Source organism: Hungatella sp. L36, from assembly GCF_014288035.1.
In genome coordinates this window covers 368,057-383,101 of record NZ_JACOPC010000002.1, presented here as the reverse complement: position 1 = coordinate 383,101, position 15,045 = coordinate 368,057, and the positions used below count along the sequence as shown (strand labels likewise).

Genomic DNA, 15,045 nt, shown 5'->3' with positions numbered 1-15,045 from the left:
AATTATCAACAAAAGTTGCCGCCTCCCGTCTAAATTCTGCGCTTCGCGCACTCAACTGAGTCCTGCCGCCCCATACTAAAAGAACAGTATGGAATACTCTTGACATATTCCATACTGTTCCATATCATACCATTAACTGTTGCTGCAATCTGTCTGTTTCTATCCCTTGATGCCATCCATGGCAATTCCATCCACCAGATATCTTTGGAAGATAATAAAGAAAATAATTACCGGCAGCAGCGAAATTACTGACATTGCAAACAGTCCACCATAGTTGTTATAAGAGTTTGGATCCAAATACATATTCAGTGCCAGCGGAATTGTAAAGCGTTCCACACTGTTCATAAAAATCAGCGGCTGGAAGAAATCCTGCCAGATCCAGTAAAACGCAAAGATAGAGGACGTAATAATCGCCGGTTTTACCACTGGCACAAGAATTCTAAATAAGGTCGTTATCTTTCCGCATCCGTCAATTTCTGCCGCTTCATCCAGTTCTCTCGGAATTCCACGGAAAAACTGAACCATCAGAAAGATAAAAAACGCACCGCCAAAAATCCACGGAAGAACAAGTGCCGTTTTCGTATTAATCAAATGCAGCTGCTTTAAGATAATGTATTGAGGTACGACCATAACCTGCGGGGGAATCATCATGGTCATCATGACACAGCCAAACCAAAAGCCGGAAAATTTAAATTTAAGTCTGGACAATGCATAGGCCGCCAACAGGGAGGTCAATACACAGCCTACCGTTCCGATAACAGTTACGATCAGCGAATTGGTAAAAAATGTTGTAAACTTCACACCGCCGATCCCTGAAAAACCGCTGTTATAGTTAGTACCTGCATCCCATACCTTTGGGATCAGAGAATACGTATCCAGAAACATGGTATCATTGCTCTTAAAGGAACTGGCCAGAAGCCAGAGCAGGGGATAAATCATCAAAAATCCAAGCGCGCACGCTCCTATGTGAAATATTACCGAATTTATCTTTTTCTTTGTGTGCATTCCCATTTTCTCACCCCTCCTCAGATTCATAATAGACCCAGTTCTTCTGTGTTTTGAAAATAATCACGGTGAAGACAGCGATAATTGCAACCAGGATCCAGGCAAGTGCACAGCTATAGCCCATATCAAAATACGTAAAGGCTCTGCGGTATAAGTAAAGCACATAGGACAGTGTACTGTCTAACGGGCCGCCGTCGGTGATTACATAGCTCTCTGTAAATACCCGGAAGCCGTTGATAATCTGTAAAATCAGATTAAAGAAAATCGTCGGGGTCAGCATCGGAAGCGTAATTCTGAAAAATGTATAGGACGGCTTCGCTCCATCCACCATAGCCGATTCATAAAGGGTATACGGGATCTGCTTTAATGCGGATAAGAAGATCAGCATAGAGGAACCAAACTGCCATACTCCCATGAGAATGATGACACTGAGCGCCGTCTTGGGATTTCCCAGAAAGGAGGTGGTCTGCTGGATTCCAAATACGGACAGCAGTGTCATAACCACACCCTTATTTCCGAATATCTGCTTCCACACAACGGAAACCGCAATGCTTCCGCCTATGATGGAGGGAACGTAATAGAGGGTTCTGTAAAGCCCAAGTCCCTTGTGTTTCTTATTTAAAAGCATGGCTACAAAAAGGGCAAATGCAAGTCTTAGCGGAACGAGTACCAATACATATAAAAATGTCACTTTGAGCGCCTGTACAAACGTCTCATCCTGTGTGAAAGCACGTGCATAGTTGGCAAATCCAATGATCTTGGGATCGTTTAACAGGTTAAAATCCGTGAAGGAATAATAGATGGAAATAATCGCCGGAATCAGCCACATCCCGATAAATCCCACAAGCCAGGGTGCCATGAGCAGGTACGCAACTGCATTATCGGCCTGTCTGGAAACGGCTTTTTTCTTTTTACTTTTCATAATGGTTATCCAATCTCCTCTTTACTGTCAGAGGGGACCATGGTATATGGTCCCCTCCTTCTGCCAATCAGTTATTCCGTGAAAGAATTGCATCTGCGTCTTTTCTGAATTTAGCTGCTGCTTCTTCTGGAGTCATCTGCCCGTAGAATGCGCTGTAAGCAGCATTCTTAAAGGACTCATTAACCTCTGACATTCCAACCGGATCTGGATCAGGTGTTTCACCGCAGAGTGCCAGGGCATCTTCTACACCCTTGAACATCGTTGCCTGCTGATCCGATAACTTGCCAGATGCCACCATATAATCACGGATCTCTGAAGATACCGGAGTCCCTCTCTCCGCCATCATGATGTCGTTGGCTTCCTCTGAATTAACAAACCAGTCGATAAATTCTGCAGCTTCTTTTTTAACCTTGGACGTTTCCGCGATGGAGAAGAACATGCCTGGTTTCATCCAGAGACCTTTGGCGTCAGAACCGGCAACCATCGGAGGGGTTACCATTTTCAGCTTGTCGTTGGTTCCGCTTACTTTTGTCGCATAGTTGTTCCACTCTGTCAGCATGGCGCCTTCTCCGGTTACAACCGGTCTTCCTTCCTCTCCCAGAGTCTGGATCGCCGCATACTCATCCGGATTCGGTGCAGCCCCCTTTGCCATCAGATCAGCCCACATTTGGATAAAATCTGAGCAAAGCTTGTCATCCGCATAGCCGATCGCCTTCTTGTCTTCACTGAACAAGCTTTCTCCATGCTGTCTTACCCAGTAGTTAAATAAGTTGGTATCATCGACCGGTCCGCCTGCCATACCATACTTACCGGTCTTTTCCTTGACCGTTTCAGCCGTCTGAATAAAATCATCCCAGGTCCAGCTGCTGTCCGGCTCTGTCACGCCAGCATCCGCTAATACCTCCGGATTATATCCGACCGATAAATAAGAACTGCTGAGCACCATTCCATTTAGTTTACCATTGATGTTTCCTGTGTTAAGCAGATTTTGATCTATCTTGGAGGTGTCAATCGTTCCATCGTCCACAAACTGCTGTAAATCAGCCAGAGAATTATTTTTAGCATATGTAGTGATATAGAGATAATCCATCTGGACAATGTCAGGCATGGAACCGGAAGCAGCCTGGGTAGCCAGTTTGTCAAAATATCCATCCCAGCCTGACGGCATTGCCTCAAATGTTACATTTGGATGGGAGGCAGTATAGGCATCCAGCATTTTCTGTGTGTAGTCGTGACGCCCCTGGCCTCCCCACCAGGTAATTTTAAGGGTAACCGGTTCACCCGTACTCTCTGTCCCGGCCGCCTGTGTATCTGTCTTAGCGGCTTCTGCTGCCGTTGTCTCTCCTCCGTTCCCTGAACTGCATCCTGCCAGTGAAAACGCCATGGCCGCCGCCATACTTAAAGCTGTTAATTTTTTTAAAGACCTTTTCATAAATACGACTCTCCTTTTCTAATCTGGTTTTGTTTATTTCTGATAGCCTTATTATACTGTTTTCCACTGGAAATCTGAATGGAATTTACAGATTACTCATCTGTAAAATTCCGACTAAAACGTAAAAAAAGAAGCATCCAGGAAAAAAATATACTTTCTTAGATACCCCTCTTTTTTCATTTATTTGTAATTTTCCGACTTTAATCAACGAACGGTTAGCATTTTTCGATATTCAGACGGTACCAGCCCTGTAGTCTTCTTAAATACCTTGGCAAAATACTGTCCATCTGCGGGATACCCAATCTGCTCGGCTAATTCAGATATCCGGATATCCGGATCAAAAGCCATCAGTCGTTTTGCCAAATCTACCCGAATCCTGACTAAAAACGAAGAGTATTTCTCATTGGTGTAACGGTAGAAGAAACGTCCAAAATAATCTTCATTCATAAATAGTACTTCTTTCGCCAGATACTGCAGACTTAAATCCGGATTTTTGATATTCTGATAAATACTATATAATATATGTTTCATGCGGCTCCCATCTTTTGTATCAGGCAGTGACAGTTTCAGATAAGCAGTGCATTCTTCAATCACCATTTCCAGAATTCCCCAGATATCTCCATCGTTCAATTCGCATTCCGCTTTCCCACAGAATATCTTCAAAAAGAAACGAAAGGAATCTGCGATCCTTTTCCTTGAAAACCCACGAATTTCCATCTTTACAAAAGAAGTATAAATCTCAAACATCACCTCCGCGTAATCCTTTGCCTCCCTGATTCGGTCATAATCCAATACCATAACGGAATTGTCATCGGCCTCACCCAAAAAATCAAAGCTGATAAACTCCATCTTCCCTTCCGAATCACCTAAAAAGAACAACTCCTGAAGCTGAGAGTACAGATGGCTGACGTCCTCAATCCCCCCTGTTCTGCTGATCGCCGAACGAAGCTTTGTCTGTTTATACTTCCGATACTCCTTATGAACCTTTATAATCAGAGGCCGCAGATTTTCTGCCATCTCCGCTGGAATCAGATAAACCATCTCATTTTTTGTGGCTGTACTCATATAGACGTTCTCCACACCTAAAAGCTCTGTTAATATATTTGTCAGAGCAAACTGATCCAGCTGATCCAACTCCAGGGAGGACTGAATTCCCAGCAATACAAAGGAGTTTGTAATATCCTCCATAAATTTCTCCAGAAGGATTTCATCAGCCCTGGACACCTCCTCTTTGGTTATCAAGATTCCGAGTATCTGTTCTTTTACACGTGGAAGCATACGGTCAAAGGTGCTCCGGTACTCCTGTTCCGACTTTCTTCTGTTCTCCAGTTCTTCCAGTTCCTTCTTCACTCCCAGCAGCACTTCTACAATCTTTTCCTCATCACAGGGCTTTAAAATATAATGCCGGATTCCAAGTTCCATTGCTCTGCTGGTGTATTCATATTCCCCATATCCGGACAGCACCACAAAAAGTATGTCCGGATAAAGCTCTTTCGTATTGCGGATCAGCTGAATCCCATCCATAACCGGCATTTTGATATCTGTAATTACAATGTCAGGAATATGCATCCGTATTTTTTCAAGCCCTTCAATTCCATTCCACGCCATATCCACCAGTTCCATGTCCAGCTTCTTCCATGGAATAATCTCCGCCATTGCCTCGCGTTCAATATCCTCATCATCTACCAACAACACCTTATTCATCGCTTATCATCACCTCTGCCTTTGGAATCTTAATTGTCACCGTCGTTCCGCCTCCCGGTACACTGCTGATATCAAAATACGCCTCCTGATCAAATGCCATTTTCAGCCGTTCGTAAATATTCTTTAATCCAATACCATGGCCTTTCGGCTCTGCGGTAAAAGTACGGACCGCTTCCAGTTCTTCCTCCGTCATTCCGGGGCCGTTGTCCGATACAGTTATGGTAATTCTCCCTCCTTCTTCTCTGATCGTAACGGATATCTTACACGGCGTCAGCATCTTTTCCACCCCGTGGTAGATAGAATTCTCTACCAGCGGCTGCAGTGTCATATGGGGGATTAGATACTGCCCCGAGACTTCACATTCCACAGAAAAGGCCACACGCTTCCTGTACCGGTACTCCTGAATCGTCATATATTTCCTCAGACTGTCCAGTTCCTCATCAACGGCGACATATTGCTGTTTATTCAGGGCAGACCGTAAGATCGTTCCCAGAGCCACTGTCATTTCCGCCGCCTCGTCATTTTTTCGGGCACGGATCATCCAGTTTATGCTGTTTAAAGTATTATAAAGGAAGTGCGGATTGATCTGCGCCTGGAGCATCTTATACTTAGTATCCTTCAAAAGAAACTGTTTTTCATAATTTTCATGAATCAGATAATCGATTTTATCCAATGTCACTTTAAATTCCTGGGTCATCAGGCCGATCTCATCTTTCTGCGTACTGGTTCCTAAAAACTCTCTTGCCTGATCAAAATCTCCGGTTTCCACAATCTGCATACTTTCTGTTAAATGTTCCAGCGGCTTCACAATCATATGCGCAAGTTTTTTCAAAATCAGTGCGGTAATAAGAAACAGCAGAAGAAATCCACCAATCATCATATACCGCAGATTCTGATTCTGTCCGTAAATTTCCGAATAAGGAAATATATTGACATAGGTCCAGCCTGTCTTTGATGATTGTAAATAACAAGCAAAATATCGCTGTCCGTGTTCTTTAATAATCTGATACCCTTTATCTCCCTCCAGCTTAGGCAGACGCTCCATCATGCCCTTCTGCTTTTCATAGATAACGCCCTCATTTGAGTACACACAGAGCGTGGAACTGTCAGCTTCCAGATCGTCAATATTCTTTTCGATCATTCCTGCAACATCGCAGGTGATCAGAAGGCTCCCGAGATACTCCAGGCTCGCATCAATATGTTTTCTTACATCACGGCCCGTCAGCAAATAGGGATACTCTGTCGTTGGCGGCTGTACCACATAGGCCCCTTTTGCTTCATGAATCCGGTTCATCACTGAATCGTACAGTTCCTTACTGATCGTTCCCGTTGCAAGCCCCACAACAAACTGAGTTTTATCCCCGTCCGTATATACCATGTTGGATATCATATTTGAATTTGCCAGTTCTTTATTAAACAGCATACGGAGCTGATAAACTTCATAAGAATAATCCGCAGTAAAATGTTTCAAATTTTTCATTTTTGTGAGCTGTTCCTGAATCTGCGTATCGATTGCTATGTTATAGGAGATTCCTTCCACCTCGTCTAAACTCCGGTTTACCTCCTGAGTAAAAAAATCCAGTTCCTGCAGGGACTTTTCATACAATTTCCCATCATAAATATTGAAGCTGACCTGTAGTGCAGCAACGCTTATAAGAAAACAGATTCCCAACATCAGGACGTAAACAATAATCATCTTTTCCGCCAGTTTTAAATCTCTGTATTTCTGGTACCAATATTCCAGATATCTTTTCATCGACTGTCCTTTCAACGCTGCTCCTCTATTCTTCATTTTCCTGTTTTCGATTTGAAAAAAGCGACTTTTCCAGATAATTATAACCGAATACAGAGAAAACTGCAAAGACATAATAGAAATCAACTGCAAAACCGGCCATTGGATTTTCTGTAAAGGAAATAATGACCGGCTATATTTATTTCTGCAAAAGCAGGAGCTCTTCGCTTAAAAGCTAAAGGCTGATTTTGTCAAATTTATTATTTTCTTTTTCCTTCATCGCCTGATACAGTTCTCCATCCGTCAGGTGATTTTCATAATTTAGAAGAAGCATGATCTTTCTGTCTCGTTCCGGATATATAATTAATCTCTGCCATTGATAAAAGTATGGACCATCTCCAATATTTCTGATATACCCCATTAACAGCCTGAGTAAGTATGCCGTTTCTTTTATGTCTGTCTGACAGTCGTTATCGTAAAAGCCCTTCCATTTATCGTGTCCGCACTCTTTCATAGCCTCCTCCGCCAGATAAAAGTGGTCTGCTGCCTGGCCAATTTCGTAAAAGGCATTCAGATAATCGCTGCTTTCATATGCCGAATATCCCTTTCCGAAATGGATCACGCCCTCCAGGCAGAACGTGTGAATTTTTACCTGGAGCAGGAGGGAATCCTTCCATAATCTACGGCAGTCTTCCGGCAGTTCATCTGCCAGACTTACGCATCTGTCGAGCAGTCCTTGAAAGCGTGGACAGGCATTTTTACATTTTGACACATACCACTGAAGCTGTGCGGCGAAACTTTCTGCCGGTCCACACCAGCGAAGTTCCTCACAGGCAGCGTTTCCGCCATCCTTCATCCACTGATGAATCAAAACCCGGGTGACATAATTATAAAACTGTTCGCCCGCATGTTCGTCTTCCTCCTCTCCATACGGAAGCGCGGCTTCAAAATATTCCATAAAGCATTCTCTCATTTCCTTTAAGGATCTGTCCCCATAATACCTGCTTATGTACTGTTCCAGATGCTTTTCCGGCTCCGTTTCCAGAGAGTTCCATAAAGTGGCAGCAAAATCCAGAGGATAGACATGGGGCTTAATATTGGAGCAGTTCACGAGCCACAGCGTTGAAATCCCACAATCATAAGCATGCTTCAGTTCCTTTTTAACAAATTCCATGGGATTCGGCAGCATCGTGAGCACATTGGCAGCCTGAAGATCATAAAAAGAAACGTGATAGTAAACGCCATGTCTTCTGTCGCCCAGCCCTTCACCCGGAAGTGCAGGAACTCGCGGATTATGATTGCCCTGCCTTCTGGATACCATCTTTCCGTAACCGTTATCAGCCCAGATCATAATTACATTATCCGGAAGTTCGATCAGCCCCTGCTGATAAAGCTCCATGGTTTCTCCATACAGATTTGTGCCAAAAACAGGATTCGCAACGTATTTTTTTACCAGGTCATACTGTTCCTGCATAATACTGCTGATCAACTGTCCTCTCTTCTCCGGAGTATCATACTGGGGATCATTCTCCCAGAATGGGGTATCACCCTGGCCTCGGAAGCCAAGATTCCAGATGATTTTATGATTCATCTGTCTCTTTATTCCTTCCTCCCAAAGACCTCGGAACAAGTCTGGATACTCTTTGAATGAAGGGGTTTTATCCGGATAAGCCCGCAGGAACATCTCTGCCCCCAGGGGTTCCGCATGGTGTTGGGTAAGCCACAATCCCATGTCTCCCGCAAGACCGGCATATTTTTTTGAATTGCTGTCCGTTCCCGGAATCACCGTATTGCCGCCGCAGCGCAGCAGCGCTTCAAACGCCATTTCCCACGGATAGGCTGCATCTTTCTCCGCGTCCCAGTGGCTGATCAAAACCTCGTCGTTAATAAACCAGCCCCGGTAAGCGACCGGCTTTTTTTCTGAATGGTATTTTTTAAATAAAATGGGTATTTCTTTTTGTTTTACGAATCTCTGATCATTCCAGAACCAAAACGGAAGTATTTGCAGGCAGTGCTCACTAATGTAGATCAGTGCATAAATGAAGCCCAGTTCCTCCGAGGCCGTAATTGTCACCTTTCTGTTATTTTCTACATAAATATCATATTCTTCTGCCGCCAAATCCCCCTTTTTCAAGCATATCTTTCCTGATTCTGCTCTCTCCGTTCCTTCATCTGCTGGTTCCAGCACCATCGAAAGATCCCGGTAAAAACGTGATACTGCACGCCGGACAGGTTCACTCTTTAATTCCGCATCGATTGTGACGTCCCTGTTCAATATAAAAAAATCATTCTGCATATCCATAATCTCCTCTTCCCTTGCTTTTTATTTCTTAATTTTAATCCTTCTTATTAACAAAGAAAATGATCTTTTCCTATATTCTTACTGAAAAAAAGCGACTTTTTATCAGAGAATCCGCTCCAAGGAAATACTACTGACTCTTTACATTTAAAAATTTAATTACAGTTTCATATATAAAGTCTGTTTTTTCCAAATAACCTATCGGTATTCTCCATTCATATTTTAACGAAAAGTGTTAAACTTAGTTTATCACCAAACGAAAACCCGAATATGAGGAGGAATTTATTATGGAACATAAATTTATAACATTTCAGAACACCAAGCAGATCCTGCAGTTTGTTAATCTGGTAAGCAAACTGGATTTCGATGTGGACGTAAAATACGGAAGCCGCATAGTTGACGGAAAATCCATCTTGGGAGTGCTGTCTCTGGCTTCCTTTAAAACAGTCGAAGTAATCTTTCATTCTGTTACTGACTGTATTGCACAGTTAGATGAACTATTTGAACTGGCATCGTAATACTGCTTTACAAAATACTATGACAACGGGTGAACATTATATGGAAATGCAGACTTTAAAGGGGCATTGTAAAACAGATGGGCTATTCATCTATTTTATAATGCCCCTTTAACATATTTGGCAGTTACAAAAAATCCTTAAAATTATAGCATTGACTGGTCTACATAAAAAGACTATCCTGAATGAATATCAAAGATCAATAATCTTTGGGTACCCGGATCTTATATGAGAAGTGAGCGATAACTTTTCGTCCCTTTTACTCTGCCTGTAGCAAAATACTCTATCCTGTCTTGTTTCGCCCAGTCTTTCAGTGTACTGCATACCGCTTCCACTTCCCACGCCTGATTAGAAAAGATTCGCACGGCTACGTCTCCCGAAGCGGTTCTCGTCACACCTCCGCACACATATGGAAGCCCCTCCACGTATTCCCGAAAACGTGTCAGCAGCTCGTCACTTATTCCCATGTGAAACAAAAGAAGACTGGCCATGTGGGAATATCCTTCAAACAAGCCGATTCCCTCCATCATTGTCTCCGGCGGATTAAAACGACATTTTTCCCGGTAAAGCAGTTTTTCCTGTTGCCAGATACGGATGCCAGAGTGATAGAAACGGTAAGAAAACCGTTCCCCTCTGGCTGCGCGCCCACAGGCCATGATCTCCTGCCAGATCAGACTGCTGCTGTCATCCTCCAGCACAATATCCGTTGACGCCTTGAACGCGGAATCAGCAAAAGGAATCACAGGCATTGGACTGTAATCCAGAAAACTGCCGGCTCCTACTGTCAGGCGGATATTCCGGACTGCATATCCATCTCCCATTTTGTGGATCTTTTCGAATGACTGTGACGTACATTCCAGACTGGCTCCCCTTTCTGTACAGATGGAAATTTCCTGTACATCGCCCTCCATGATACCGGCCGACGCCATGAGCATCATAATCTTCATACCACCGTTTTCCTGCTCAAACGGCGTCATAACCTTGAAGGGCGCAGTAAATCCAAGTTCCTTTAAGTAGGTTTTCCCCTCCTTTGCAGAAGCGCTTATATTTAACACAGAAGTTCTGCCAAATGCATTTTTCCCGCTGTCTCCAGTGTTCTCCTTACTGAAATCCGTCTTCAAACAGAACACTTCGCTTGATCCATTTAACAATCTGATCCACCCCTTCATCTCCCCGGATATTGGTAAATACAAACGGCCTCGTTCCACGCATCTTTTTTGAATCCCGCTCCATCACCTGGAGACTGGCTCCTACCAGCGAAGCCAGATCTATCTTATTGATAACCAGTAAGTCAGAACGCGTGATCCCAGGCCCTCCTTTTCGTGGTATTTTATCGCCTTCTGCCACATCAATAACGAATATTGTCGCATCCGCTAACTCCGGGCTGAAGGTGGCAGACAGATTATCTCCTCCACTCTCTATGAAAATGATCTGTATGTCCGGAAATTTACCCATCATCTCGTCCACAGCCTCCAGATTCATGGAGGCATCCTCCCGGATAGCCGTATGAGGGCATCCTCCTGTCTCCACACCGATAATGCGCTCCTGAGGCAGGATGCTGTTCTTACAAAGGAACTGTGCATCCTCCTTCGTGTAGATATCATTGGTGATAACTCCGATACTGTAATCGGAGGCCATTTTTCTCGTCAGAATCTCAATCAGAGCAGTCTTTCCCGAGCCCACGGGGCCTGCCACTCCTATTTTTACATACTTCATCTTTTTCCTCCCTGTCTCTCCCGGCGTTTTCTTCCCTGAGTCCTCTCCTGATAGTTTCTCTCGCAGCGTCCCTTTCCTGGTATATTATGACATATAGAGCCTTGAGTATAATCCCTCATGCTGCATGCACCTGATTTCAAATCCAGGAGCCGACGCACCGAAATCTTCTTCTGTCAGCGTGTCCAAGCGTTCCATAACCTTCCGGAATATATCCTGGCATCCATATAAAAGCTTTTGGCCAGAAGTCTGGCTTAATGGTATGGCTTTCACACAATTGGTCACCATAGCGGAAGTCTGTCCGTACAAATAATGTTCCAGTGTCTCTTCCTGTCCGATTCCATGAGCGGCGCAGTAAGTTCCATATGCAATCACATGATTTTTCAGCCCGCCTTCCCGGACATACCGTGCGAATATACTCTTCTCGCACGGTGCAGCCAGGGCCTGCACCGTTTTCACGAATCGGGATCCCATCTTCTCACCTGCCTGCCGCACCTCCATAGGCGTTCTCTGTGCCGTAATACACTGATCCAAAAGAAGGAGTGCCTCCAGGTTCTCCATGTCCCCTGCAGCCCAAGCGAACCGTACCGCCAAAAGTTCATTTTGGCAAAAGCTGTACAACAGCATATTTTCAATATACTGCGCGGCAGTCTCTTCGCTGTTCACCATATTTTTCTGAATATACGTTTCCAGGCCATAGGAATGCGAATAACCGCCGATAGGAAACAACGCATCATTAAGCTGAAGCAACAGATACCGTTTCTCCTGTTTCATCATCCGCATCCACCCTCCTTACCAAATTTGCATTTCAAAATTTTCCTGTTAATGTGTGTGACTGCTCACCTTGCTTGAAATACTCCGGTCAAAATCCAGCTTTCTGACATCACTCCAGACAGTGACTCCATGAAGCTTCGAAAGCAGTACCAGAGTCGGTTCATTGTACGGGGTAATAAACTGGAGTTTTGTATCTCCCCACATCAGCGCCGCATGCTTATTTCCAATCTCATAACAGACCTTGCATGCCATACGGGCATGATCCTCCCTCACATCGATAACGATGACCTCGCAGGGGGGAACACATACCGTAATCACCGTATCCCCCTCCCGGTACAGTACATCGCCATCCCTCAGTCCTCTCGTCAGGATCTCCGTGCCAAGACGGATTCCAATCTCCCTGTCACCTTTTGTCGTTTTCTGGTTAATCCGCTTATATGCCTCATGCCATTCGATCTCCACCTCGTCTCTGAAACAACCGGAAAATTCCTTATCTTTTACATTACCCAAAATCTCCTCACATACAATCATATACTCTGTTCTTCCTTTCTCTCCTGCTGTTTAAAACAGGGAATACATCTGGGTGAGCGGCAGCCTCTCCGCCGGTTCGGATGTCAGTTTCACTCCATCCGCCCTCACTTCGTACGTCTCAGGATCTACAAAGATCTCTGGCGTCAGATCGTTGAGCTTCATGTCTTTCTTTGTAATCGTCCTGGTACAGTGAACCGGGAGTACCTGTTTTTCAAGTCCCAGCTTTTCCTTAATTCCGCTGTCATAAGCCGCCTGTGACACAAAGGTGGCGCAGGTTCGGTATTTTGCCTTTCCGTGGGCACCGAACATGTGCTGGTACATCACTGGTTCCGTCGTCGGAATGGACGCATTGGCATCCCCCATTTTTGAGGCGATGATCATGCCTCCCTTAATGATAATATCGGGCCTCACTCCAAAAAATGCCGGATTCCACAGGACTAAATCAGCCATCTTGCCCGTTTCAACAGAACCTGTGTAATCGGAAATTCCATGGGTAATGGCCGGATTAATCGTATATTTTGCGATATAACGGCGGATTCTTAAGTTGTCGCTTCCCTCTTTATCTCCAGGAAGCGGCCCTCGTTCCCCCTTCATCTTATGTGCCGTCTGCCACGTTCTGGTGATGACCTCTCCGATGCGCCCCATTGCCTGAGAATCAGAGCTCATCATACTGAATACCCCCATATCGTGAAGCACATCCTCTGCAGCAATCGTCTCTGGTCTGATCCTGGAATCGGCAAACGCCACATCCTCAGGGATGTTCTTATCAAGATGGTGGCAGACCATCAGCATGTCGAGATGCTCATCCAGCGTATTGACCGTAAACGGCATGGTCGGGTTGGTGGATGACGGAAGCACATTTAACGCTCCAGCCGCACGGATGATATCGGGCGCGTGGCCTCCTCCCGCCCCTTCCGTATGGTATGTATGAATCGTACGGCCGCCGATGGCCGCCAGCGTGTCTTCCACACAACCGCCTTCATTCAGCGTATCCGTGTGGATGGCTACCTGCACATCGTATTCGTCGGCCACGCTTAGGCAGTGGTTGATCACAGCCGGAGTGGCCCCCCAGTCCTCATGAATCTTTAACCCCATAGCTCCCGCCTCTACCTGTTCTCTCAGCGGTGCCTCGTCGGAGCAGTTTCCCTTTCCCAGGAATCCCAGATTCATGGGGTATTCCTCCGCCGCCTCCAGCATCCTGTGAATATTCCAGGGTCCCGGCGTACACGTTGTGGCATTGGTTCCATCCGCAGGTCCGGTACCGCCTCCGATCATGGTGGTCACTCCGGAGAACAAAGCGCAGTCGATCTGCTGAGGGCATATAAAATGAATATGGGAGTCAATTCCTCCCGCCGTTACGATCAGTCCTTCCGCCGCCAGCGCCTCTGTCGAAGCCCCCACCGTCATTTCAGGTGTTACTCCGTCCATGATATCGGGATTGCCAGCTTTGCCAATTCCTGCTATTTTTCCATCTTTTATTCCGATATCAGCCTTATAAATTCCCGTATAATCAATAATAAGCGCGTTGGTCAATACCAGATCCAGATCTCCCCCGGCGCTGGTTGTTAGTACGGACTGTCCCATCCCGTCCCTTATGGTTTTACCTCCGCCAAATTTTATTTCATCCCCATATCTCGTATAATCCTTTTCCACCTCTGCATACAGATCCGTATCTGCCAGCCGTATCCGGTCGCCTGCCGTAGGACCGTACATCATCGCATACTGTTTTCCGCTTATCCGATAACTCACCTATTTTCTCCTTTCCGCTTTTCCTCTCGTCAAATCATTACAGCCGTAAACCAGTTTCTTTCCACCCAGTTCCACCAACTGTACCTTCTTTTCCTCCCCCGGTTCAAACCGTACAGAGGTTCCGGAAGGGATATCAAGTCGAAAGCCAAATGCTTCGTCCCGGTCAAATTTCAGCAGTTTGTTCACCTCAAAGAAATGGAAATGAGAGCCAACCTGAATCGGCCGGTCCCCGATGTTTGCAACCGTCACGCTCTTTGACTCCCTGCCCTCATTTAATATAATATCTCTGTCCTGTGTTATTACTTCACCAGATTTTCTGTCCGTCCGTTTCGATATTCCCGGCCCAATCGGATTATGAACAGTTACCAGCTTCGTCCCGTCGGGAAACGTAGCCTCTACCTGCACCGCCTCCACCATATCCGCAACTCCGTCCATCACATCATCCGCATTTAAAATACCGCGGCCTTTCTCCATCAGTTCCGTCACGCTTCTGCCGTCCCTGGCCAGTTCCAGAAGTTCAGAGCTTAGGTAAGCCACAGCCTCCGCGTAATTAAGTTTCAATCCTCTGCTGCGCCGCTCCTTCGCCAGATTACCAGCCAGATGAAGCATCAGCTTTTCTTCTTCCTTCGGCGTAAGCCTCATAATCATTCCTCCTGTCTTTCCTCTTTT

General features: G+C 45.3%; 13 protein-coding genes. 1 reads left to right on the top strand and 12 read right to left on the bottom strand.

What is annotated here, in order from left to right; translation table 11 throughout:
• Positions 1-159: 159 nt before the first annotated feature.
• From H8S80_RS07385 to H8S80_RS07360, 6 genes are all read right to left on the bottom strand, one after another.
• Positions 160-1,011 carry a carbohydrate ABC transporter permease gene (locus H8S80_RS07385; protein WP_039892412.1) on the bottom strand — a complete coding sequence of 284 codons (852 nt, stop codon included), beginning with the start codon at positions 1,009-1,011 and terminating at the stop codon, positions 160-162.
• Between the two features lie 4 nt (positions 1,012-1,015).
• Positions 1,016-1,927 (bottom strand): carbohydrate ABC transporter permease, encoded by a 912-nt coding sequence (locus tag H8S80_RS07380; RefSeq protein WP_006775463.1) that lies wholly within the window; start codon positions 1,925-1,927, stop codon positions 1,016-1,018.
• Positions 1,928-1,994: 67 nt separating this feature from the next.
• Positions 1,995-3,359, bottom strand: a complete 1,365-nt coding sequence (locus H8S80_RS07375) for an ABC transporter substrate-binding protein (RefSeq protein WP_117632227.1) — start codon at positions 3,357-3,359, stop codon at positions 1,995-1,997.
• Between the two features lie 204 nt (positions 3,360-3,563).
• Positions 3,564-5,063 carry a response regulator gene (locus H8S80_RS07370; RefSeq protein WP_006775459.1) on the bottom strand — a complete coding sequence of 500 codons (1,500 nt, stop codon included), beginning with the start codon at positions 5,061-5,063 and terminating at the stop codon, positions 3,564-3,566.
• The gene (locus H8S80_RS07365; RefSeq protein ID WP_055650820.1) at positions 5,056-6,819 is read right to left on the bottom strand and encodes a sensor histidine kinase; all 1,764 of its coding nucleotides are present in this window, start codon (positions 6,817-6,819) and stop codon (positions 5,056-5,058) included. Before H8S80_RS07365 ends, H8S80_RS07370 begins: the two co-directional genes overlap by 8 nt.
• A 211-nt stretch (positions 6,820-7,030) precedes the next feature.
• Complete coding sequence (locus H8S80_RS07360) at positions 7,031-9,091, bottom strand: glycosyl hydrolase 115 family protein (protein WP_070102809.1); 2,061 nt, start codon at positions 9,089-9,091, stop codon at positions 7,031-7,033.
• Positions 9,092-9,381: 290 nt separating this feature from the next.
• Here H8S80_RS07360 and H8S80_RS07355 point away from each other — a divergent pair, with 290 nt between their 5' ends.
• Positions 9,382-9,612, top strand: a complete 231-nt coding sequence (locus tag H8S80_RS07355) for an HPr family phosphocarrier protein (protein ID WP_006775456.1) — start codon at positions 9,382-9,384, stop codon at positions 9,610-9,612.
• A 221-nt stretch (positions 9,613-9,833) separates the two neighbouring features.
• Here H8S80_RS07355 and H8S80_RS07350 read toward each other — a convergent pair whose 3' ends face one another.
• From H8S80_RS07350 to ureA, 6 genes are all read right to left on the bottom strand, one after another.
• Entirely contained in the window at positions 9,834-10,760 is a 927-nt protein-coding gene (locus tag H8S80_RS07350; RefSeq protein ID WP_167594034.1) for an urease accessory protein UreD, read from the bottom strand.
• Positions 10,711-11,325 carry an urease accessory protein UreG gene (gene ureG, locus H8S80_RS07345; protein ID WP_006775454.1) on the bottom strand — a complete coding sequence of 205 codons (615 nt, stop codon included), beginning with the start codon at positions 11,323-11,325 and terminating at the stop codon, positions 10,711-10,713. The genes H8S80_RS07350 and ureG overlap by 50 nt, the downstream gene beginning before the upstream one ends.
• Before the next feature lie 84 nt (positions 11,326-11,409).
• Positions 11,410-12,099: an urease accessory protein UreF gene (locus tag H8S80_RS07340; protein ID WP_117632246.1), complete on the bottom strand. Its 690-nt coding sequence runs from the start codon at positions 12,097-12,099 to the stop codon at positions 11,410-11,412.
• 45 nt (positions 12,100-12,144) lie between these two features.
• Positions 12,145-12,627 (bottom strand): urease accessory protein UreE, encoded by a 483-nt coding sequence (locus tag H8S80_RS07335; protein WP_006775452.1) that lies wholly within the window; start codon positions 12,625-12,627, stop codon positions 12,145-12,147.
• Positions 12,628-12,657: 30 nt separating this feature from the next.
• Complete coding sequence (gene ureB / locus H8S80_RS07330) at positions 12,658-14,376, bottom strand: urease subunit beta (RefSeq protein ID WP_006775451.1); 1,719 nt, start codon at positions 14,374-14,376, stop codon at positions 12,658-12,660.
• On the bottom strand, positions 14,377-15,018 hold the full coding sequence (ureA, locus tag H8S80_RS07325) for an urease subunit gamma (RefSeq protein WP_039892416.1): 642 nt from the start codon (positions 15,016-15,018) through the stop codon (positions 14,377-14,379).
• Between the last annotated feature and the right edge of the window lie 27 nt (positions 15,019-15,045).